Raw genomic sequence first — 20,481 nt, 5'->3', positions numbered from 1 at the left:
TGGTTGGAGTTGCCATGAGACGTCCGCGTCCGTCAACGTTTCGGCGGGCCTGGCGGCCGGGTACTTGCGCGATCGGTCCGGCACGTGTGGACTACGCCCAATGCCTCGCGTACGCGAGGAACACAAGACAATTTCTCGAAACATGACAGGAGGCAATCCGTGAGCGCGACCGCGGACCACGCGGAGGAGCGGACCGGCCTTGCCGCGAGGCTGGGTTTCCAGCCCGAACAGGTGGTCCAGGAGCTCGGTTACGACGAGGACACCGAGCAGGAACTCCGTGAGGCCATCGAGGAGCACACCGGCACGGAGCTCGTCGACGAGGATTACGACGACGTCGCCGATGCCGTCCTGCTGTGGTTCCGCGACGAGGACGGCGACCTCACAGACGCGCTGGTGGATGCCATCGGCCTGCTGGAGGAGGACGGCATGATCTGCCTCCTGACCCCCAAGACGGGCCGTGACGGCTACATCGAGCCGAGCGACATCAACGAGGCCGCGCGCACCGCGGGCCTCTCCCAGACCAAGACCATCAGCGTGGGCAAGGACTGGAACGGCAGCCGTCTGGCCACCCCGAAGGCCGCGAAGACCAGCGGCGGCCGCCGCTAGTCCGAGCGGACCGGCGTCCGGAACACGTCACGAGCCCCCGGCGACACCCGTCGCCGGGGGCTCGCCCGTTTCGCGCGCGGCGCACCCGGCGCACCCGGCTCATGACGGCCGGGCGGGCAGTGAAAGACTGGGCCCGCCGACAGGCTCCGTCACCAGAGAGGTGTTACCCCCATGGCTATCGCCGCAGGCGACAAGGCGCCCGACTTCGCGCTCAAGAACCAGCACGGCGAGACCGTCCGGCTCTCCGACTTCCGCGGTGAGAAGAACGTCGTGCTGCTCTTCTACCCCTTCGCGTTCACCGGCGTGTGCACCGGCGAGCTGTGCGCCCTGCGCGACAACCTGCCCACCTTCGCCAACGACGACGTGCAGCTGCTGGCCGTCTCCAACGACGCCCCCTTCAGCCTGCGGGTCTTCGCCGAGCAGGAGGGCCTGGAGTACCCGCTGCTCTCCGACTTCTGGCCGCACGGCGAGACCAGCCGCGCCTACGGCGTCTTCGACGAGGAGAAGGGCTGCGCGCTGCGCGGCACCTTCATCATCGACAAGGAGGGCGTCGTCCGCTGGACGATCGTCAACGGCCTGCCCGACGCGCGTGACCTGAACGAGTACACCAAGGCCCTCGCCGCGCTCTGACACCGCCGTTCGAGCATGTTTCCGAGCCGCCCGGGGCAACCCCTACAGGTGTCCCGGGCGTCTGAAGCGCAAGAGCCTGTTTACGGTGGGAACCGGTCACTAGGATCAAACCGTTGATCGGGTGCCATCGAACAACCGGGGGCGCGGGAAACGCCTGGCCCCCCGAACCAATGGAGGACTCGTGGGAGTCAGTCTCAGCAAGGGCGGCAACGTCTCCCTGACCAAGGCGGCCCCGAACCTGACGGCCGTCGTCGTCGGTCTCGGCTGGGACGCCCGGACCACCACCGGCACGGACTTCGACCTGGACGCCAGCGCGCTGCTCACCAACGAGCAGGGCAAGGTCACCAACGACCAGAACTTCGTCTTCTTCAACAACCTCAAGAGCCCCGACGGCTCCGTCGAGCACACCGGTGACAACCTCACCGGTGAGGGCGAGGGCGACGACGAGGTCATCAAGGTCAACCTGGCCGGCGTCCCCGCGGATGTTCACAAGATCGTCTTCCCGGTCTCCATCTACGATGCCGAGACCCGCCAGCAGAGCTTCGGCCAGGTGCGCAACGCCTACATCCGCGTGGTGAACCAGGCCGACAACACCGAGCTGGCCCGCTACGACCTCAGCGAGGACGCCTCGACCGAGACCGCCATGGTCTTCGGCGAGCTCTACCGCAACGGCGCCGAGTGGAAGTTCCGGGCCATCGGCCAGGGCTACGCCTCGGGCCTGCGCGGCATCGCCCAGGACTTCGGCGTCAACGTCTGACGTCTTCGCGTCCTAGCCGCCCGTCCGGCGCCGCAGCCCCGACTTTCCCGGGGGTGCGGCGCCGGACGCGCACCGGCGGCACTCCTCCGGCCGGCGAGCAACGGGCCGCCGCCGGGCAGCACCACAACTCGGGGAGGAAAAGACCATGGGTGTCACGCTCGCCAAGGGAGGCAATGTCTCCCTCTCCAAGGCCGCGCCGAACCTCACCAACGTCACCATCGGCCTCGGCTGGGACGCGCGCTCCACCACGGGGGCCCCCTTCGACCTGGACGCGAGCGCGCTGCTGTGCTCCGCGGGCCGGGTGCTGGGCGACGAGTACTTCGTCTTCTACAACAACCTCAAGAGCCCCGACGGCTCCGTCGAACACACGGGTGACAATCTCACCGGTGAGGGCGAGGGCGACGACGAGTCCATCCTCGTCGACCTCACCAAGGTGCCGGTCACCTGCGACAAGATCGTCTTCCCGGTCTCCATCCACGAGGCCGATGTGCGCGGTCAGAGTTTCGGCCAGGTCAGCAACGCCTACATCCGGGTCGTCAACCAGGCCGACGGCTCCGAACTGGCCCGCTACGACCTCAGCGAGGACGCCGCCGGCGAGACCGCGATGATCTTCGGCGAGGTCTACCGCTACGGCGGCGAATGGAAGTTCCGGGCCGTGGGGCAGGGGTACGCGTCGGGCCTCCGGGGTATCGCCCTAGACTTCGGGGTCAACGTTTCGTAAAGCCGCGCCCGCGCGGAGAGACCCGGACAACGAAGGATTGGGTGGCCAGTGCTCCTGAAAACCTTTGGTTGGTCGTTCGCCATCACGGCGGCCGGACTGGCCTTGGCAGGCGTTCTCTGGGGATGGCAGGGGCTGGCGGTCGTCGCGATCCTCTCCGTCCTGGAGATCTCGCTCTCGTTCGACAACGCGGTGATCAATGCCGGAATCCTCCGGAAGATGAACCCGTTCTGGCAGCGGATCTTCCTGACCGTGGGCATCCTCATCGCCGTCTTCGGCATGAGGCTCGTCTTCCCGGTCGTGATCGTCGCGATCACCGCCAAACTCGGCCCGATCGAAGCGGTCAAGGTCGCCGTCCAGGACCACGACCGCTATGAACAGCTGGTCACCGGTGCCCATCCGGCCATCGCCGCCTTCGGCGGGATGTTCCTGCTGATGATCTTCCTGGACTTCATCTTCGAGGACCGGGACATCAAGTGGCTGGCGTGGCTGGAGAAGCCGCTGGCCCGGCTGGGCAAGCTGGAGACCCTCTCCATCGTCGTCGCCCTCGTCGTGCTGCTGATCGCCGCGACCACCGTCGCCACCTCCGTCCCCGTGCACGGCGGCGAGGGCACGGTCGACAAGGCGTCCACGGTGCTCCTGGCCGGCATCGGCGGCCTGGTGACCTATCTGATCGTCGGCGGCATCTCGGGCTTCTTCGAGGACCGCCTGGAGGCGGACGAGGAGGACGAGGACGGGGACGGCGTCCAGGACGCCGTGCCCGCGAAGCAGGGCCCGTCGGTCGTCGGGCTGGCCGGCAAGGCCGCCTTCTTCATGTTCCTCTACCTCGAGGTCATCGACGCCTCCTTCTCCTTCGACGGTGTCATCGGCGCCTTCGCCATCACCAACGACATCTTCGAGATGGCCCTCGGTCTGGGCGTCGGCGCGATGTACATCCGTTCGCTCACGGTCTTCCTCGTCCGCAAGGGCACCCTGGACGACTACGTGTACCTGGAGCACGGCGCCCACTACGCCATCGGCGCCCTGGCCGTGATCCTGCTGATCACCATCAAGCACGAGATCAACGACGTCATCACCGGCCTGGTCGGCGTGGTCCTGATCGGCCTGTCGTTCCTGTCCTCCGTGGTCCGCAACCGCCGGGAGGCGGCCGAGGGCGACGGCGCCGGTTCAAAGGCCGAGGTCTCCTCCGGGGTGTGACAGCGGCACATTTGAGGAACGCTCTCACCGGGGCGGTCACGAGGATCATCCTCGGGCCGCCCCGTGGCATGTGTGCTCAAAGTGGGGGTGCAAGGCAATGATCAGGGAGAAGTTCTTCGGCAACTGGGGCTATGCCGCCACACGCCAGTTCGATGCGAGCGGCACCAACGGCGCGGTCGAGCTGACCAAGCGCCACCCCACGTTTTCGCTGACCAAACAGGGTGCCATCAGCGGCAACCTGCGGGTCAACCTGTCCTGGCGGATGCGGACCTCGGACTTCGACGACCGCCGCCCCACCCTCGCCTCCTCGCTGCGCAACCCGCTGCGCAAGTTCACCCCCGAGGTGGTCCAGGCCCAGGGCCAGGCGATGGTCAACGTCGACCTCGACCTCGCCTGTATGTACGAGCTCCAGGACGGGTCGAAGGGCGTAGTCCAGCCGCTCGGCAACATACTGGGCAGCATCAACGCCCCGCCGTATATTCAGCTCAGCGGCGACGACCGCTTCGGGTCGGGGTCGGGCGAGACGATCTACATCAACATGGACCACCGCGACCAGTTCAAACGCCTGCTGGTCTTCGTCTACATCTATGACGGCACACCCGCGTTCGACCGTACCCACGCGATGGTGACCCTCTACCCGGGCAACGGCCCCCGGCTGGAGGTCTCGCTCCACGAGCGGGCCCCGGAGGCCCGGTCGTGCGCGGTGGTGCTGATCGAGAACATCAAGGGCGAGATCCTCGTGCGGCGCGAGATGAAGTACGTCTACGGCTTCCAGTCCGAGCTCGACCGGCTGTACGGGTGGGGCCTCCAGTGGGGCCGGGGGTACAAGAGCAAGGTGTGAGCGCCGCTCGATCGCCGGGGCCCGTGTCCGTGCTCGTGCCCGTGCTCATCACCGGCCGGGGAGGAACTGCGGCCCCTGCGGGGGCAGCCGGAAGGCCGGATCGGGCACGGGCTGGTGCGGCGGGTAGCCGTAGGACGGCTGGGGCGACTGCTGCGACTGGTGCTGCTGCTGCGGATAGCCGTACGCGGGTGCGGGCGCGGGTGCGGGGATGGCGGGCGGTTCGGCGGGCGGCGGGGGATAGGCGTAGCCGCCGGAGGAGGACGCCGGGGACGCGGGCGGCGCGGCCACCGGTGCCGGCCGGGCGCCGTCGCCGGGTGCGGCACCGGGCGCGGCACCGGTCGTGGCGGGGGTCGTGGCGGCGGGGCCCGTGCCGGACGCCGCCGGGGTGCCGTCCTCCTCCGCCTCGTCCACCGAGATGCCGAACTCCGTCGCCAGCCCCACCAGCCCCGAGGCGTAGCCCTGCCCGAGCGCGCGGAACTTCCAGCCGTCCCCGCGCCGGTAGAGCTCGCCGCAGAGCATCGCCGTCTCGTCGCCCGTCTCCGGAGTGACGTCGAAGCGGGCGATGGGCTCCGCGTCGGTGGAGCCCGCGCCGCTCCGCGCGGTGTCGTAGAGCAGCACGCACAGGTCCCGGACGAGCCCGAAGGGCCCGCCGTCGGCGGACGCGGCCACCACCACGCGCGCCACGGACGCGTCGAGCGCCGCCAGATCCGCCTCGACCGAGTCCGTCGCGCCCTCCACCAGCCGCTTCTTGGGCAGATGGCGGACCAGGCCCGAGGGGTGGCGCGGCTGGTTGTAGAAGACGAAGTCCTCGTCCGAGCGCACCCGGCCCGCCTCCCCCAGCAGCAGGGCGGAGGCGTCCACGTCCGGGATGCCCGGGCCGGGTGTCCAGCGCAGCACGGCCCGCACGGTGGGGGCGTCCAGCGGGATGTTCGACCCCTTCAGCATGGCGTGCGTCATGTCCGCAATCCTGCCTTCCCGTGCCGCTCCGGGACAACGCAGGGGTCGCCGAGCGGGGAGTCGCGCCCCGCCCCGCGCCGCTGCCGCGCCCCGAAGCGTTTACCTGAAGGAACTGTGCAGGCCATGGGCTTTTCCTGGACTTGGGGAACTCTTGACCCGTCCCCGGACGTACCATAATCGGCCACGCTTCCGTGCCGTTCGACCGGCGGGGAAGGGCCCACACCGTGGCATTCGGGGAGAACAATGAGGCATTTCGGATACCTGTCGCCCGCGGTGCGGAGTGGACTGTTCCATAGGGAGCCGGGCGAGTTCACCGCCGGTTCTCCCGCCCGTACGCTCTCCGTCGCCCTCGGGGCCACCCTCTACTGCCCCGCCACCCGGCCCTCCCTAGCCCTCGACGTACGCAAACAGGCGCGGCGCGGAGTGGTGTCCATGGTCCTCTGCCTGGAGGACTCCATCGACGACGCGGACGTCGTCGGCGCCGAGGAGAACCTCGTCCGGCAGCTCACCGACCTCGCGGGGGCCGAGGAGGACCTCCCCCTGCTGTTCGTCCGCGTCCGCGAGCCCGCCCAGATAGGGGATCTCGTCCGCCGCCTCGGCCCGGCGGGCCGGCTGGTGTCCGGATTCGTACTGCCGAAGTTCACCGAGGACCGCGGCCTTCCGTTCCTGGAGGAGCTGACCGCCGCCGAAGCCGCCTCCGGACGACGGCTCTTCGCCATGCCCGTCCTGGAATCCCCCGACCTGCTCCACCTGGAGACCCGCACCGAGACGCTGACGGGCATCGCCAGAACCGTCGAGAAGTACCGCGACCGCGTCCTCGCCCTGCGGCTCGGCGTCACCGACTTCTGCTCCGCCTACGGGCTGCGCCGCGCCCCCGACATGACCGCCTACGACGTCCAGCTCGTCGCCTCCGTCATAGCCGACGTCGTCAACGTCCTCGGCCGCGCCGACGGCAGCGGCTTCACCGTCACCGGCCCGGTCTGGGAGTACTTCCCGCAGCCCGAGCGGATGTTCAAGCCCCAGCTGCGCCGCAGCCCCTTCGCCGGCCCCGCCGAGGCGCTGCGCACGGCCCTCATCCAGCACGACATGGACGGCCTCCTGCGCGAGATCCAGCTCGACCGCGCCAACGGCCTCCAGGGCAAGACCTGCATCCACCCCTCCCACGTCGCCCCCGTCCACGCGCTCTCCGTCGTCAGCCACGAGGAGTACAGCGACGCGCGCGACATCCTGCGGCCCGACCGCGACGGCGGCGGCGTCCTGCGCTCCGCCTACACGAACAAGATGAACGAAGTGAAACCGCACCGCGCCTGGGCCGAGCGGACCATGCTGCGCGCCGAGGTGTTCGGCGTCGCACGGGAGGACGTCAGCTTCGTGGAGCTGCTGGCGGCGGGGCTGCAGAGCGGATGACCGACGTGAACGACGCGAAAGGCGCGGAAGAAGTGATCTGGTCGGGACAGTGGGTCGCGGACCGGCTGGGCGTGGGGCTCGAAGGCGACGCCCGGCTGCCGGAGCTGTTGGGCCTGGCCCTGCGGCGCAACCCCAAGCGGGCGCACCTGCTGGTCTCCAACGTGCTGGGCAAGCACGTCCCCGCCTCCCCGGCGGCGGTGTACGAGGCCGGGGCCGGCCTCGGCCGCCGGGTCCGCGCGCTGCTGGGCGACGCGGACGCGGCCCGGGCCGTCGTCCTCGGCTACGCCGAGACGGCCACGGGCCTCGGCCACGCGGTCGCCGACGGCCTCGGCCTCGCCCCGTACCTCCACTCGACGCGGCGCGCCGTGCCCGGCGTGGCCTCCGTGGGCGGCTTCGAGGAGGAGCACAGCCACGCCACGTCGCACCTGCTGCTGCCGGAGGACCCGGCGTTCTTCACGGGCGACGGCCCGCTCGTCCTCGTCGACGACGAGTTCTCGACGGGCCGCACGGTCCTCAACACCATCGCCGCGTTGCACGCGCGGTTCCCGCGCGAGCGGTACGTGGTGGTGGCGCTGGTCGACATGAGGTCGGACGCCGACCGGGCCCGCCTGGACGAGTTCGCGGAGCGGCTCGGCGCGCGGGTGGAGCTCGTCGCTCTCGCCCAGGGCACGGTTTCCCTCCCGGAGGGGGTGCTGGAGCGGGGGCAGGAGCTCGTCGCCGCGGCGGAAGGAGATGCCCCGATCCCGCCCCTTCCCGAAACCGGGGCTCCGCCCCGGACCCCGGCGGTGCCGACCCGCGTCGATCTGCGCTGGCCCGCCGGCCTGCCCGACGGCGGCCGGCACGGCTTCACCCCCGCCCACCGGGCGCGCCTGGAAGCCGCGCTGCCCGGCATGGCGGCCCGCATCGTCGACGCGGTTGTGGGCAGTCGTTCCGCTGGGGCGGAACGGGTGGGCACAACCGCACCCGCGGCCGACAACGGCGCTCAGCCCCCGCGCCGCGTCCTCGTCCTCGGCACCGAGGAGCTGATGTACGCCCCCCTGCGCCTCGCGCAGGCCCTGGAACCCGCCTTCGAAGAGGTCCGGTTCTCGACCACCACCCGCTCACCCGTCCTCCCCGTCGACGACCCCGGCTACGCCATCCGCTCCCGCATCGTCTTCCCCGCCCACGACGCCCCCACCGACATCCCCACCGACGCCACCGACGGCCCGGGCGACCGCTACGCGTACAACGTCGCGGGCGCCGGCTTCGACGCGGTCGTCGCCGTCGTCGACTCGACCGCCGACACCCCCGCCCTCCACGCCCCCGGCGGCCTCCTGGACCGCCTCGCCGGCCACACCCGGCACGTACTGCTCGCCGTGATCCCTTCCTACGTGCCCTCCTACGTGCCCCGACGACAGGTTCCCCCCATGCCGCTGCCCGACCCCCTCCGGGGCCCCGCGTTCTCCTCGTACGAGCCCGAGGACGTCGGCTGGCTCCTGCGGGACCTCTCCGCCGTGCGGCTGGAGGCGCCCACCGAGGAGCGGGAGGAGGCGATCCAGAGCGGTGGCGCGCACTACGCCGAGTCACTGCCCGTCGAGTACCAGCCCAGCGAGCACTACCAGTCCCTCTACCACTCCGCCCTCGACGCCTCCGCGCGGCGGATCGCGCTCGCCGTCGGCACGGTCACCGAGACCGTGCTGGCCGAACGCTCGCCCCGCCCCGTCCTGGTGTCGCTGGCCCGCGCCGGCACGCCCGTCGGCGTGCTGATGCGCCGCTGGGCCCGGCACGCCCACGGCCTGGACGTCCCCCACTACGCCGTCTCCATCGTGCGCGGCAAGGGCATCGACCCCAACGCCCTGCGCTGGCTGGCCGAGCACCACGACCCGGCCGACGTCGTCTTCGTCGACGGCTGGACGGGCAAGGGCGCCATCACCCGTGAACTCGCCGCGACCCTCCAGGACTTCCCGGGCTTCGACCCGCGCCTCGCCGTGCTCGCCGACCCCGGCCACTGCGTGACCACCTACGGCACCCGCGACGACTTCCTCATCCCCTCCGCCTGCCTCAACTCCACCGTCTCCGGCCTGATATCCCGCACCGTGCTGCGCGACGACCTCGTCGGGCCGGGCGACTACCACGGCGCGAAGTTCTACCGCGAACTCGCCGGCGCCGACGTCTCCCGGGCCTTCGTCGACACCGTGGCCGCGCGCTTCGCCGACCCCGGTCTCCACGACGACGTGACCCGCGCCGCCAAGGAGCTCGCGGCGGCCGACCGCACCCCCACCTGGACCGGCTGGGCGGCCGTCGAGCGGATCAGTGAGGAGTACGGCATCCACGACGTCAACCTCGTCAAGCCCGGCGTCGGCGAGACCACGCGCGTCCTGCTGCGCCGCGTGCCCTGGAAGGTCCTCGCCGCCCGCGGCGCGGGCGCCGACCTGGACCACGTACGGCTCCTGGCCGAACAGCGCGGCGTGCCCGTGGAGGAGGTGGACGGCCTGCCGTACAGCTGCGTCGGCCTGATCCACCCCCGCTACACCCGCTGCGCCACCGGCGCCGACGGCAAGGCGGCCACGGTCCGATGACCCTCCTCGTCGCCAGCGACCTCGACCGCACCCTGATCTACTCCACGTCCGCGCTGAGCCTGTCCATGCCGGACGCCGAGGCCCCGCGCCTGCTGTGCGTGGAGACGTACGAGAGCAGACCGCTGTCCTATATGACGGAGACGGCCGCCGGGCTCCTCGCCGAGCTGGCCCGTACCGTCACGTTCGTCCCCACCACCACCCGCACCCGCGAGCAGTACGAACGGATCCGGCTGCCCGGCCCCGCGCCGGAGTTCGCGATCTGCGCCAACGGCGGCGAGCTGCTCGTGGCGGGCGAGCCCGACGCCGGCTGGCGGGCCCGCGTGGAGCGCGCGCTGGCCGCCGAGTGCGCCACGCTCGCCGAGGTCCACGCGCACCTGCTGCGCGTCGCCGACCCGGCGTGGCTGCTCAAGGCGCGCACGGCGGCGGACCTCTTCTCCTACCTCGTCGTCGACCGGGCGCTGCTGCCCGCCGGCTGGCTCGAGGAGCTGACGGACTGGGCCGGTGAGCGGGGCTGGACGGTCTCGCTCCAGGGCCGCAAGGTCTACGCCGTGCCGAAGCCGCTCACCAAGAGCGCGGCCGTCGCGGAGGTGGCCCGGCGCACCGGGGCGGCCGAGGTGCTCGCCGCCGGTGACTCGCTGCTGGACGCCGATCTGCTGCTGGCCGCCGACCGCGCCTGGCGCCCGGGCCACGGCGAGCTGTCCGACGTGGGCTGGACCGCCCCGCACGTCACCGCGCTGGAGACCCGGGGGGTCGCGGCGGGTGAGGAGATCGTCCGGGCGTTCCTGGGAGGGCGCGGGCGCTAGTCTCCCACCCGTAGTCGTCGACGAGTAGATGACGAGGAGATCGCGTGTCCGAGACCAAGAACCCTCCGCTCAGCGCTGAGCTCTACGCGTACGTCCTGGCCAACAATCCGCCGCTCGACCCCGTCCAGCAGGGCCTGGTCGAATCCACCCGCGCGCTGTTCCCCGATGACGCGGTCAAGCAGGTGGCCGAGGAGCAGGCGGCGCTGCTGGCCTTCCTCGTGCGGCTCACGGGCGCCCGGCACGTCGTGGAGGTCGGCACGTTCACCGGGCTGTCGGCCCTCGCGATGGCCCGGGCGCTGCCCGCCGACGGCAGGCTGATCACCCTGGACATCTCGGAGGAGTGGACGGCCCACGCCCGTACGGCGTGGGCCGAGGCCGGGGTCGCCGACCGGATCGACCTGCGGATCGCCCCCGCGCTGGACTCGCTGCGCGCGATGCCCGCCGAGCCGCACATCGACCTCGCCTTCCTCGACGCGAACAAGGACGGCTACATCGCCTACTGGGAGGAGCTCGTGCCGCGGCTCCGCCCGGGCGGGCTGCTGATCGTCGACAACGTCCTGTTCTTCGGCACGGTCGTCGACCCGACCGTGACCGACGGATCCGGGGCGGCGGTACGGGAGTTCAACGCGCACGCGCTCGCGGACAAGCGGATGGAGTCGGTGATGCTCACGGTCGCGGACGGTGTGACGCTGGCGCGCCGGGTGGGCTGACCACCCCCGGGCGGCTCAGCCGCAGCAGCCGCCCCCGCAGCATCCGCCGCCTCCACCGCTCGGGCGGGGGGCGGCGGAGGGGGCGGCGGAACCGGTCATGGCGACGGTGGACAGCAGCTTGACGGTGTCCGTGTGCCCGTCGGGGCAGGTCGCCGGGGCGGAGGACTCGGCCATGGGGCGGGTCAGCTCGAAGGTGTCGCCACAGGCCTTGCAGCGGTATTCGTAACGAGGCATGCGGGCAGCATAGGTCAGCGGTTCTCGCCCCGGCCCCGCTCCTCGCGGATCTCCTGGACGACCCGGGCGGCGGTGTCCCGCACGGCCTCCGTCTCGGTCAGGAAGTGCCACCAGTCCGGATGCCGGCCCTCCAGCCCGTCGACCGCCCGTTCCAGCCGGGCCACCGCGTCGTCGAGGGGGCGGGCGTGCCGGGGGTCGGGGGTGCTGCGGCCGTCCATCGCCAGGCGCTGGGCGTCCCGGAGGGCGAAGCGGGTGCGCTCGACCTCCTTGCCGTGGTCGAGGGCCACCTCGTCCAGCCGCCGCAGCCGGTCGCCGGCGGCGGTGATCGCCTCGTCGGTGGTGCCCAGCAGCGCGCGCACGGTGGCCAGGAGCGCGGTGGCGTCCGCCCAGCGCTGCTCGTCCCGGGCGGTACGGGCGTCCGCGAGCTTCGCCTCGGCGGCGGCGACGGCCTGCCGCGCCTCGTCGGGCACCCGCTGGAGGTCCTGCCAGCAGGCCGCGCTGTAGCGGCGGCGGAGCTCGCTGAGGACCGGGCCGACGGTCTCCGCCCGGGTGGTCAGCGCCTGGGCGCGGGTGCGCAGGGAGACGAGCCGCTTGTCGAGGTCGGCGGCCCGTTGCGGCAGCCGTCCGGCCTCGTCGCGGATGGCCTCGGCCTCGCGTCGCACGTCCTCGGCGCGCTGCACGGTCCCCTGGACGCCGTGCCTACCGGCGCCCTCGTTGAGCTTGGTCAGCTCGGGGCCGAGCGCGGCGAGCCGGGCGGCCAGGTCGTCGGCGCGCAGGCCCGTCGCCCGGGCGGCGTCCAGCGCCTCGCTCGCGGCGCGCAGCGCCTGCCGGGCCCGTTCCACGGCGGGGGCGACCTGCGCGAGTTGGCTCTCGGCCCGGGTCAGCAGGGGAGCCAGGCTCTCCCCGAACCGCTCCAGATCCCCCTTGACCCGCACCAGCTCGTCCTTGGCGCGGATCAGCTCCCCGTGGGCGCGGGAGGCGGCGGAGGACTCCAGGTCGTCGCGGTCGAGGTCGTGGGAGTCGACGGTGGCGATGTAGGCGGCCGACACCTCGTCGATGCGCCGGCCGAACTCCTCGAAGTCGGCGGCCGCCTTGCGGGCGGCGGGGGAGGAGTCGACGGCGGTGATCGTCTCGATGGTGATCCGCAGCTCGCGCTGGGCGGTGTCCAGCTCGTAGAAGGCGGCGGCCGCCGCGTCCTTCGCGGCCTGCGCCTCCTCGCGGCGTCCCTCGCCGCGGCCCCAGCCCCAGCGGCGGGTGCCGCCGCCGGCGAAGGCGGCGGGCGCGAGGGCCACGGCGGCGGGGAGCAGCAGGAGGGGCAGCAGCGCGGGCGCCAGGGCCGCACGGACCGTAGCCGTCACCGTACGTGAGAACGTCGCCGTCACTTGCCCTCTCCCGATGGATCGCCCCAGGCCCGGGTGTCATTCTCCCACCCGGCCGGAGCGAGCACACGGGCCGGTCAGCCGGTGGCGCGGATGTCCACGGCGCCGTTGGAGCTGTGCGCGCGGACCGAGCGCCCGGAGGCGTCGTCGCGGGGGACGCCGACCTTCACGCCGCCGGAGTCGCTGCGGGCGTCGACCTTGTAGCCGGTGCGGGGGAGGGCGACGCGGATCTCGCCGTTGTCGGTCCGGGCGTCGACGCTCTCGGGGGCCTTCGACGCGCTGATCGCTATCCGCCCGTTGGAGGAGCCGGCCTTGATCCTCGGCGCGCCGACGTTCTCGGCGATGATCTCGCCGTTGGAAGTCTCCAGCTCCAGGGCGCCGTTGGAGTCGCGGACGTCGATGCGGCCGTTGTCGCTCTTGAGCGTCAGCGGGGTCTCGAAGCCGCTGGCCTTGATCTCGCCGTTGGCGTCGTCGACCTTCACGGAGACGCCGCGCGGCACCTCGATCCGGTGCTTGGCCTCGCAGCCCACGCTGATGCCGCTGCACTTCAGCCGCAGCTTCAGCGTGTCGCCCCGCATCTCCCACGACACCCCGGCCGACCCGCCCAGCGTCCACCCGTCGAACCACCGGGTGACCTTGATGTCCTTGCCGTCCTTGGCCACCGGCACGAGCTCGATCGCGGAGTTGTCGGAGTCGACCGTGAGCTGCTTCCCACTGATCGAGAACGTCCGCGTCTCGGGCGTGGCGTCCTCCGCGTTGGCCGTCCCGCACCCGGTGAGGCTCACCGCTGCGACGAGGGCCCCACCTCCGAGGACGGAAACGCGGACGGCGCGGCGGACGCGGGGATTCATGGGCTGTCTCCAGGGTCGGTGGGGGGTCGGTACAGAGGTCAGTGCGTGGGTGCTGCTCACTGCTTCCTTGATCGTAAGTACGGGGCGGGTGGTTCCGGGATACCGCTCTCTACCGGATCGGGGGTGGGGTTAACCCCCCTATGGCTTGGGTTTGCGAGGACCAGGGTGGGGCAAGGTAGGCTGTCCTTTCGTGCCAGGGCGCATAGCTCAGCGGTAGAGCGCCGCTCTTACAAAGCGGATGTCGGCGGTTCAAATCCGTCTGTGCCCACGTGGAATAACCGCTGTTCAGTAGCGGTTCCGGCCCCTCGATCCATCAAGATCGGGGGGCCGTTTTCATGATCAGAGTCCGCATGGAGTCCACATCCCCTGGCGATGCGATGCGAGTCACTCCTAAGGGGGACTTGCCGCAGCCCGCAGGCCGCGTAGAGTGCCGCGCACGGAGGGGGCAGGCGTGGCTCCCCCACACGCGCCTGACACGCACCCTCCCACACCTGTGGTCTCCGGCGGGGAGGCCGGGCCCACAGGGCGAGGCCCCCGTCGACTCTACTGACGGGGGCCTTCCGTATTCCAAAGTAGACCGCCCTGCGCCGAAATCGGCGCAGGGCGGGGACGCCTTGACTCAGTCATGGCGCCAGACGGCGAGGCTCGGCGGACACGCCTACGCCTGAGCTACGCCGGGCCTAGATGTCCCAGTGACGACAGCACATGAACAACGAGCCAATGAAGGGTCTTCCCTGCAACGCAGCAGCGCTGTTCGCAAGGAACCAGTAGGCGTCAGACCTCGCTACTCGCTTGTGAATGGCCGCCGGCCACAGCAGTACATGCGCTCAGGGCTTACCAGCGCGGCCGCCTCACACCAGGAAGGTCCGCGCTAATTGGCGTGAGGTTGTTCTCGATGCGGCACGCAAGGCAGGCGTAAACACGCATCGCCACCTGGTCCCCATGAACGATCTTGACCGTCACAGAGTCCTGCTTGTCCTCCTTGCACCAGGAGCAGTACCGGCGGCCGCTCACTTGGCAGCCGCCGAGGCGAGGAGCGCCTTGACGCATTCCGGATCGCACAGCATCTCCGGGCCCGTCGGCGCGGGCAGGACCCAGTGGGCCCCCGGGCCCGCTTCGCGGCTCGGGTGGGGGACCTTCACGTAGCGCAAGGCTCCGGACCGCCGGCCGTGGCAAGTCGTCTCAGGCGCCTGCCAGGATTCGTCGGTGCCGGGCGGCACCAGGACGTAGTACACCAGGCGATCGCGCGCTGTGAACACCGAGCTCGTGATCCCGAATGCCCGGAACCTGTTTTCGATTGCCGCACCGTCCTTGATCGGGACGCCGTGGAGAGCTGTCACCACACGAAGGCAGATGGCGTCGAAGTGCTTCCCAGCCTCCAGGGAAGCGGCCGAGCCGAGGTTCCAAGCTTCGCGTGCCCTGTCAGGATGGATTTCGCGGCTCACGAGAAACCGCTCCGCCTCGGAGAGGCTGGAGTACATCGGGAGTGGTCGCATCATGAGGTGCTCTCGTTGCTATGGGTGCATGGGCAGGTACAAGGGAGCGGCTCCGTCGCGGCAGCGCTCGCTGCGCCGACTCTTCGGATCTCCGTAGCGCCAGCGCACAGCCTGTGCTGCCCTGTCCGGCACGCCGCGGTGACGTGGGGAGGAGGCGCGTAGCGCGTGGTCAGCACGGACCGAGGCATGACGGCGTCAGTCCGGCGACGATGTCCTTCATCCAGCATCGGCTGCCTTCGCAAGCAGGCCGCGGCAAAGCGCGCCCATGGCAACGAGCTGGTCAGCCGCCGCAGTCGGGTCGTTTCCAAGGCTGCGACCGAGGAGCAGATGCGCCTGCTCGACGGCGGTCCGGTCACTTTCCGCGGCCTGGGACTCCGCCAAGGGAAGCAACCGGCCGATATGTGCCCGCAATCGCCGACTCAGATTCTCAGCATCGGGCCAGGGCGGGAGGCCGCTGCGCCGACAGGCCACGGCGCTGCTGATATCGCACTCGATCTGGGCGGGGTCGACGTCGATGGCGTCGCTCCAGATAGCGCCCTCAGCGCCAAGCGGTGGGGCAAGCCGCTCGAGCCGCTCACGCAGAAGCCCGGGACACACGAGGCCCGGCGGTACCCACCTCTGCGCCCAGGCTGGAGGCTCCTCTCCGGCGCGGGCCGGATCCGGTACGAGGAGGTAACCGCCGCGCCCCAGTGCCTCGGTGCCTCGTACGTCCCAGTTATTGGAGGTACCGATGGGCACCAGGAATGAGATGGTCTCCACATCGCGAATGATCGGGCCAGGCAGCCCAGAGCCGAGCACACGAGCGCCTCGGGTATGCGGCATGCGGACGGCGTCCCACTCCCGGCCAGCAGGCAGGATGGCGGACTCGGTGTGAGCAAGCCACCGGCGCGCGTGGATGGGGTCCCTATCGGATGAGACCAGCCACTCACGGCAGAGGTCGACTGTAGACACGGCACGATTCCCTCTCGTTGCGGCGAGTACGGGAATCGTGCCGCGCCAAAGCTCTTGCGACCGGACAGATTGTCCGGATGATTTTTTGCGCTAGTCCTTGACGGTCAAGCCGACGCCGGCCCAACGGGCGTATCCAGCAAGGGAGTCGTCCGACTGCCGGTCAAGTCGAACCAGCGTGGCGGCTGTTGTCCGTGCGGTCGGATGGAACCGGGTGTGGGTCGGTGCTGCGGCACGGGCGCGCAGGAGATCGCGGTAGGCGCCATCCCGGTCGCCCTGCGCCAGCCTGGCGGTCGCCACGTCGATGTAGTGGTGCGAGGAGCGTTCCTTCGCGAGGTCGGCTGGCGGCTCCCACTCCTCGCGATCCTGGTCTCCGCCCCATTCGCGGATGCGGGCCAGCGCCTGCTCTGTGTCGCCGGAGTCGATCAGCATGGCGACTTCGTGGATCTTGATGTTGCTCGGGCCGAAGCTGGTCTCATAGTGCAGCGTGTCCCGGCCCAGGAAGCGCGCGTACGAGCGGGCCTCGGCGAGGCACTCGTGGGCGCGGGCCTCCTGGCCGTCCCTCGCTTCCAGGATCGCCAGCTTCAGCAGCATCCCGCCGATCACAGCCATGTGCGCATCAGTCAAGGAATGCTCCGGCGCGGACCGCTCCACCTCTTCCATGAGCCCCGTGAGGAGCCGCCGAGCGGACGAGAGGCTTCCCATCCTGACCATGGCGCCGGCCTTCAAGTATCCGGCCGTTGCCTGCATGAGGTCGTCCCCGGACAGGTCGGCTGCCCACTGCACGCGCTCCACCGCAGTGAGGCTCAGGTCGTGGTAGCCGAGCTTGTGCGACAGCGAGTTGATCGCGCGGTAGCAGATCGCCAGCTGGCGGAAGGCTTCCCGCTGGTCGAGGTCGAGCGCCGCGTCGCGCCGGTGAGCCGTGAGGGGATCACCCGCGAGGGCGACATGCGTCAACTCTGTCACGAGGCCGGGCAGCAGCGGCCCCATGGGCGCGTACTTGCTGTCGCGGCGCATGGCCGAGACATGCTCGGTCTCCGCCATGAGTACGGACAAAGGCCGCGGCGCGGTCACCAGGTCATCCGGGCTGTCGTAGGTCAGCAGGACACGCCGCAACTCAGGGATGACCGCCTGCGCCTGCGTTTCACTTTCCGCGCCATTGATGTACGGCTGCCCCGTGAGGGTGGTTGGCCCGACTTTAAGGGCCTTTGCGAGATGGATCAGGAGCCCAGGAGGCACGGGACGGCTACCCCTCTCGTACTTCTCCAGGGCGCCGGGGGAGATGGCGGCGGCGGCCGCGAGCTGTCGCACGGTCATCTGGCGGACCTTCCGCAGCTCGCGGATGCGCTGGCCTACATGGTGCTCGGTCATGCGTGTCACAGCCTTTCCTGTCCGGACAGCGCCAGCGTAGAGCGCGGACAGTGGCCCCGAATAGTGGTCTCAGAGGAGCCGACGGCAGCGACTTACTGCGAGGGGTACCGCGTCTCGTCTAGCCGGTCGGAGCCGCAGTCGCACGGCTGCGCTCCCTCGACGAGGGCGCGGCGGGCCTGGTCGAGGGTGAGGGTGGGCTCGCGGTTCGCGAGAAAGCAGTCCTCGTAATGGAGGATCCGGATCTTGTGCTGCGGGGGCGAGGGGATGTCCTGGAGGCTCCACCGGCCGGGGAACTGCGCGGCCATTTGATCACGGCTGGGAGCTGCGGCGTGGCTTCGGGGGACGCTCGAGTAATCCGTGCCCCCGATTTTGCTCACGAGCCGGGCCGGCGCCCGGAAAGTGATCGCCTTGGGCTCGGGGGCGATCTCGCCGCCCGGCAGTCGCAGCTCGGCCCAGAGGGTGATCCGCAGCTCGCACCACCAGTCCCCGGAGCGCTGCCGGATCCAGGCCAGGAGCTCTGCGGCGACGTGCTCGCCACTGACGAGCTCCACCATCACCTGGGGGGATGGACCGCCCTGGGTGTGGGGGGAATCGGGTGTCGGGGAGCTCATGATTACGGGCTGGGCTGTCGCAGGGCTGGGTTTCACCTAGAACCATACCCGTGTTCGATTCTATTCGCGTCGGCCCCGCAGCACGGTGACCTCTTCGGTGAGCCCTGCCATCCGCTCGAGGATCCGCTCATTCAGTGCGCTCCGCGCCTGTCGCACATCATCGAGCTCGTGACTTGGATAAGCCGCTACTTCGCCTGCGGCCAGCCGAAGCACCTGGGCCGAGGCTGCCTCGAACGGTACGTACTCCGAGCCGATCCACCATCCGTCTCGCATCGCGGCGTCCGAAGCTTCCAGGGCAGCCTTGCGAAGCTCGGAGACGCGATCCATAACGGTTTGCGGAGACTGCCCGCGTCCTCCATACGATCCCGCTGTTTGGAACAGGTAGATGTCCCAGTCTCGGTAGGCGGAACGGATGGCGATGAGCCGTTCCACTGCTCCGGCCTCGCGCCGCTCTCGTAGTGCCGCGGCTTGTAGCCGCGCCTCGGTACGCGCCGCCCGAACAGGCCCCAAGTAGCCACCTAGAGCTGTCAGGGCAGCACCGGCTGTCGCGCCGATCGCCCCCCACACCGCACCATCCATGTCTCCCCCCATCGCAATCGTGATGGGGCGCCCCAGAGGTGTCCACCTGCGGAACGGGACATTTTGTCGCCGATGGCCGCATGCTTCGGCGTCAATTGCTGGCCAGATGGTGATCACTCTTGGGTTTTCGAAACGGGAGGTGGAGGGCGATCACCCTGTGCGCTTCTTCGGTGCGGCCTTCTTCGGGGAACGCGTGGGCGTCTTCTTGGCCGTCTTCGCCGGGGCCTTCTTTGGCGACTTCCGGGCCGGGGTGCCAACGTCTTCCTCGGCCTTATCGATGGACGCCTGGAGGGCGGCCATTAGATCAACGACATTTGATGGCGCCGCTGTGGCCTTGGCCCGCTTGCGCGCCGGATGTGCCCCGGCCTTGGTGGTGACGAGCTCCCGCAATGCCGTCTGGTATTCGTCCTCCAGCGCGTCGAGGTCGAAGTCCTGGGACATCCTGTCCATCAGGCTCGCGGCCATCTCCACCTCCTGCGGCCGCACCGTGACCGAGGAGGACGGCGCTAGGCCGGCCGAGTCCCGGACCTCGTCGGGCCAGAGCATCGTGTGGATCACCATCAGGTCCCCATGGGCTCGCAAGAGCGCCAGAGATTCCTTCGACCGCAGGGCAATCTTCGTTACGGCTACCCGGTCGGTCTGCTTCAGCGTCTCCCGCAGCAGGACGTAGGGCTTGTTCGCCGCTGCGGACTCCGGCTGAAGGTAGTACGCCTGGTCGAGCTGGATCGGATCGATCTCGGAGGCGTCGATGAAGGCCAATACGTCGATCAGCTTCTTCGTGGGCAAAGGGAGCTGGGCCATGAGGTCGTCGGTGAGAACCACATCCTGGCCCTCGCGTTCGATGCCCTTGGCGACGTGCTCGTAGGGCACGGTCTCGCCGCAGACGTCGCACGTCCGGCGCCGGCGGATCCGGCCCCCGTCCTCGGCGTGCACCTCGTGCAGCACGACGTCGTGCTCCTCGATCGCGGGCACGATCTGGATCGGCACCGAGACGAGCCCGAAGCCGATGGCGCCTTTCCACAGGGACCGAGGCATGAGATCAGCCTGCGGGAGGGGCGCACGTCCCGCAGCGGCGCCCGCCCGAACGGGTGACAGTGGGAGGAACAAAGAATGGCCCCGCCACCCTTCCGGGTGGCGGGGCGTTCTCAGGCGTCGTAGCCGGTGAGCGGCGGTGGCGGCGGATCCGGTGAGGGTACTGGCTGTGCGTCGACGAGGCCGAGCTGCTGAAGAGCCCCTATGTCGCCGGCGGTCAGGTCAGCGCGGGGCTGAACTGGTGTGGGGGTGGGCTGGTCGGACATGGTGCTCCGATCACTGGGTGGCGGCCACGTAGACGCTGACGAGGAGCCCGATCAGGCCCACGAGGGCGGCCAGGGACGGCAGCGGCCACCGGCCCTTCTCCAGAGTCGACACGCGCTGGTTCAGGGCGGCGATGTCGGACTCGAGGGCGGTGGTGCGTTGGAGGGCGACCTCGAGTTTGCCGTTGAGGGTGGCGAAGCCGGTGTCGACGCTGCCGCGGAGCCTCTCGAGCTCGACGGCGACCGCGGCCTGGTCCGGCATGGTCACCGACGTGCCACCGTTTCGGTGATGCCGGGGCCGGGGGTGCCGCCGGAGGTGGCGATGGCGGTCAGGAGCGCGAGGACGGCAGCGAGGCCGGCGGCGGAGAGGGCGCCGGGCCAGTCGGCGTCGAGTACGCCGGTGGCCCCGGCCCCGAGGATGCCGAGGAGTGCCTGGGCGAAGGTGCGGACCATGCGCTCGGCGGTGGCTTTCCAGAAGGCTGCGGTGTTCATGCTGGCTCCAAAGGAGGCTGCCGACAGCGGTGTCGGCGGCA

General features: G+C 70.4%; 22 protein-coding genes and 1 tRNA gene. 11 read left to right on the top strand and 12 right to left on the bottom strand.

The genetic code is table 11. The features are described 5' to 3' along the window. Positions 1-159 precede the first annotated feature (159 nt). From IE096_RS15535 to IE096_RS15510, 6 genes are all read left to right on the top strand, one after another. Entirely contained in the window at positions 160-606 is a 447-nt protein-coding gene (locus tag IE096_RS15535; protein WP_189452061.1) for a DUF3052 domain-containing protein, read from the top strand. Between the two features lie 171 nt (positions 607-777). Further along, positions 778-1,236 (top strand): peroxiredoxin, encoded by a 459-nt coding sequence (locus IE096_RS15530; RefSeq protein WP_189452060.1) that lies wholly within the window; start codon positions 778-780, stop codon positions 1,234-1,236. Positions 1,237-1,417: 181 nt separating this feature from the next. After that, a complete protein-coding gene (locus tag IE096_RS15525; protein WP_189452059.1) occupies positions 1,418-1,993 on the top strand; it encodes a TerD family protein in 576 nt (191 codons plus the stop codon). A 145-nt stretch (positions 1,994-2,138) separates the two neighbouring features. Next, entirely contained in the window at positions 2,139-2,714 is a 576-nt protein-coding gene (locus IE096_RS15520; RefSeq protein WP_189452058.1) for a TerD family protein, read from the top strand. 48 nt (positions 2,715-2,762) lie between these two features. Beyond that, complete coding sequence (locus IE096_RS15515; RefSeq protein WP_189452057.1) at positions 2,763-3,908, top strand: DUF475 domain-containing protein; 1,146 nt, start codon at positions 2,763-2,765, stop codon at positions 3,906-3,908. 97 nt (positions 3,909-4,005) lie between these two features. Next, the gene (locus tag IE096_RS15510; RefSeq protein ID WP_189452056.1) at positions 4,006-4,749 is read left to right on the top strand and encodes a TerD family protein; all 744 of its coding nucleotides are present in this window, start codon (positions 4,006-4,008) and stop codon (positions 4,747-4,749) included. A 48-nt stretch (positions 4,750-4,797) separates the two neighbouring features. Here the strand turns inward: IE096_RS15510 and IE096_RS15505 are convergent, their stop codons facing one another. Then, positions 4,798-5,706, bottom strand: coding sequence for a TerD family protein (locus IE096_RS15505; protein WP_189452055.1), 909 nt, complete (start codon positions 5,704-5,706; stop codon positions 4,798-4,800). Between the two features lie 243 nt (positions 5,707-5,949). Here IE096_RS15505 and IE096_RS15500 point away from each other — a divergent pair, with 243 nt between their 5' ends. The 4 genes from IE096_RS15500 to IE096_RS15485 are packed head-to-tail and all read left to right on the top strand — an operon-like array spanning position 5,950 to position 11,184. Next, positions 5,950-7,113: an HpcH/HpaI aldolase/citrate lyase family protein gene (locus IE096_RS15500; RefSeq protein WP_189452054.1), complete on the top strand. Its 1,164-nt coding sequence runs from the start codon at positions 5,950-5,952 to the stop codon at positions 7,111-7,113. Further along, a complete protein-coding gene (locus IE096_RS15495) occupies positions 7,110-9,671 on the top strand; it encodes a phosphoribosyltransferase (protein WP_189452053.1) in 2,562 nt (853 codons plus the stop codon). The genes IE096_RS15500 and IE096_RS15495 overlap by 4 nt, the downstream gene beginning before the upstream one ends. Continuing rightward, positions 9,668-10,474: an HAD family hydrolase gene (locus tag IE096_RS15490; protein ID WP_189452052.1), complete on the top strand. Its 807-nt coding sequence runs from the start codon at positions 9,668-9,670 to the stop codon at positions 10,472-10,474. The genes IE096_RS15495 and IE096_RS15490 overlap by 4 nt, the downstream gene beginning before the upstream one ends. 44 nt (positions 10,475-10,518) lie before the next feature. After that, positions 10,519-11,184, top strand: a complete 666-nt coding sequence (locus IE096_RS15485) for an O-methyltransferase (protein ID WP_189452051.1) — start codon at positions 10,519-10,521, stop codon at positions 11,182-11,184. A 15-nt stretch (positions 11,185-11,199) separates the two neighbouring features. Here the strand turns inward: IE096_RS15485 and IE096_RS15480 are convergent, their stop codons facing one another. The 3 genes from IE096_RS15480 to IE096_RS15470 all read right to left on the bottom strand — a co-directional run bounded on the left by IE096_RS15480 (position 11,200) and on the right by IE096_RS15470 (position 13,648). After that, entirely contained in the window at positions 11,200-11,418 is a 219-nt protein-coding gene (locus IE096_RS15480) for an FmdB family zinc ribbon protein (protein WP_189452050.1), read from the bottom strand. A gap of 14 nt (positions 11,419-11,432) precedes the next feature. Further along, complete coding sequence (locus IE096_RS15475) at positions 11,433-12,800, bottom strand: hypothetical protein (RefSeq protein ID WP_373298130.1); 1,368 nt, start codon at positions 12,798-12,800, stop codon at positions 11,433-11,435. A 74-nt stretch (positions 12,801-12,874) separates the two neighbouring features. Continuing rightward, positions 12,875-13,648 (bottom strand): DUF4097 family beta strand repeat-containing protein, encoded by a 774-nt coding sequence (locus IE096_RS15470; RefSeq protein WP_189452049.1) that lies wholly within the window; start codon positions 13,646-13,648, stop codon positions 12,875-12,877. Between the two features lie 196 nt (positions 13,649-13,844). On the opposite strand from IE096_RS15470, the gene IE096_RS15465 reads away from it, so the two are divergent. Next, positions 13,845-13,916 (top strand) — tRNA-Val (locus IE096_RS15465). A gap of 742 nt (positions 13,917-14,658) precedes the next feature. Here IE096_RS15465 and IE096_RS15460 read toward each other — a convergent pair. The 8 genes from IE096_RS15460 to IE096_RS15425 form a co-directional block, all read right to left on the bottom strand. After that, positions 14,659-15,129, bottom strand: a complete 471-nt coding sequence (locus tag IE096_RS15460; RefSeq protein WP_189452048.1) for a hypothetical protein — start codon at positions 15,127-15,129, stop codon at positions 14,659-14,661. A 231-nt stretch (positions 15,130-15,360) separates the two neighbouring features. Then, positions 15,361-15,903: a DUF6415 family natural product biosynthesis protein gene (locus IE096_RS15455; protein ID WP_189452047.1), complete on the bottom strand. Its 543-nt coding sequence runs from the start codon at positions 15,901-15,903 to the stop codon at positions 15,361-15,363. Between the two features lie 282 nt (positions 15,904-16,185). Next, complete coding sequence (locus tag IE096_RS15450; protein ID WP_189452046.1) at positions 16,186-17,463, bottom strand: helix-turn-helix domain-containing protein; 1,278 nt, start codon at positions 17,461-17,463, stop codon at positions 16,186-16,188. 92 nt (positions 17,464-17,555) lie between these two features. Continuing rightward, positions 17,556-18,074 carry a hypothetical protein gene (locus IE096_RS15445; protein ID WP_189452045.1) on the bottom strand — a complete coding sequence of 173 codons (519 nt, stop codon included), beginning with the start codon at positions 18,072-18,074 and terminating at the stop codon, positions 17,556-17,558. A 60-nt stretch (positions 18,075-18,134) separates the two neighbouring features. Further along, the gene (locus IE096_RS15440; protein ID WP_189452044.1) at positions 18,135-18,506 is read right to left on the bottom strand and encodes a hypothetical protein; all 372 of its coding nucleotides are present in this window, start codon (positions 18,504-18,506) and stop codon (positions 18,135-18,137) included. Between the two features lie 297 nt (positions 18,507-18,803). Further along, positions 18,804-19,688 carry a non-homologous end joining protein Ku gene (ku, locus tag IE096_RS15435; RefSeq protein ID WP_189452043.1) on the bottom strand — a complete coding sequence of 295 codons (885 nt, stop codon included), beginning with the start codon at positions 19,686-19,688 and terminating at the stop codon, positions 18,804-18,806. Positions 19,689-19,961: 273 nt separating this feature from the next. Further along, positions 19,962-20,210 (bottom strand): hypothetical protein, encoded by a 249-nt coding sequence (locus IE096_RS15430; RefSeq protein WP_229820289.1) that lies wholly within the window; start codon positions 20,208-20,210, stop codon positions 19,962-19,964. Between the two features lie 2 nt (positions 20,211-20,212). Next, the gene (locus IE096_RS15425) at positions 20,213-20,440 is read right to left on the bottom strand and encodes a holin (protein ID WP_189452041.1); all 228 of its coding nucleotides are present in this window, start codon (positions 20,438-20,440) and stop codon (positions 20,213-20,215) included. Positions 20,441-20,481 lie beyond the last annotated feature (41 nt).

The organism is Streptomyces abikoensis (genome assembly GCF_014648775.1).
GTDB classification, from domain to species: Bacteria; Actinomycetota; Actinomycetes; order Streptomycetales; family Streptomycetaceae; genus Streptomyces; species Streptomyces abikoensis.
Note: the sequence above shows the minus strand (reverse complement) of the source record. Positions and strands in the feature narration are given on the sequence as shown.

Excerpts from the sequence above, each read along its gene's own strand:
- IE096_RS15530 (WP_189452060.1), top strand. The coding sequence starts at position 778 with ATGGCTATCGCCGCAGGCGACAAGGCGCCCGACTTCGCGCTCAAGAAC.
- IE096_RS15520 (WP_189452058.1), top strand. The coding sequence starts at position 2,139 with ATGGGTGTCACGCTCGCCAAGGGAGGCAATGTCTCCCTCTCCAAGGCC.
- IE096_RS15510 (WP_189452056.1), top strand. The coding sequence starts at position 4,006 with ATGATCAGGGAGAAGTTCTTCGGCAACTGGGGCTATGCCGCCACACGC.
- IE096_RS15505 (WP_189452055.1), bottom strand. The coding sequence starts at position 5,706 with ATGACGCACGCCATGCTGAAGGGGTCGAACATCCCGCTGGACGCCCCC.
- IE096_RS15500 (WP_189452054.1), top strand. The coding sequence starts at position 5,950 with ATGAGGCATTTCGGATACCTGTCGCCCGCGGTGCGGAGTGGACTGTTC.
- IE096_RS15495 (WP_189452053.1), top strand. The coding sequence starts at position 7,110 with ATGACCGACGTGAACGACGCGAAAGGCGCGGAAGAAGTGATCTGGTCG.
- IE096_RS15490 (WP_189452052.1), top strand. The coding sequence starts at position 9,668 with ATGACCCTCCTCGTCGCCAGCGACCTCGACCGCACCCTGATCTACTCC.
- IE096_RS15480 (WP_189452050.1), bottom strand. The coding sequence starts at position 11,418 with ATGCCTCGTTACGAATACCGCTGCAAGGCCTGTGGCGACACCTTCGAG.
- IE096_RS15470 (WP_189452049.1), bottom strand. The coding sequence starts at position 13,648 with ATGAATCCCCGCGTCCGCCGCGCCGTCCGCGTTTCCGTCCTCGGAGGT.
- IE096_RS15460 (WP_189452048.1), bottom strand. The coding sequence starts at position 15,129 with ATGTACTCCAGCCTCTCCGAGGCGGAGCGGTTTCTCGTGAGCCGCGAA.
- IE096_RS15450 (WP_189452046.1), bottom strand. The coding sequence starts at position 17,463 with ATGACCGAGCACCATGTAGGCCAGCGCATCCGCGAGCTGCGGAAGGTC.
- IE096_RS15445 (WP_189452045.1), bottom strand. The coding sequence starts at position 18,074 with ATGAGCTCCCCGACACCCGATTCCCCCCACACCCAGGGCGGTCCATCC.
- ku (WP_189452043.1), bottom strand. The coding sequence starts at position 19,688 with ATGCCTCGGTCCCTGTGGAAAGGCGCCATCGGCTTCGGGCTCGTCTCG.
- IE096_RS15430 (WP_229820289.1), bottom strand. The coding sequence starts at position 20,210 with ATGCCGGACCAGGCCGCGGTCGCCGTCGAGCTCGAGAGGCTCCGCGGC.
- IE096_RS15425 (WP_189452041.1), bottom strand. The coding sequence starts at position 20,440 with ATGAACACCGCAGCCTTCTGGAAAGCCACCGCCGAGCGCATGGTCCGC.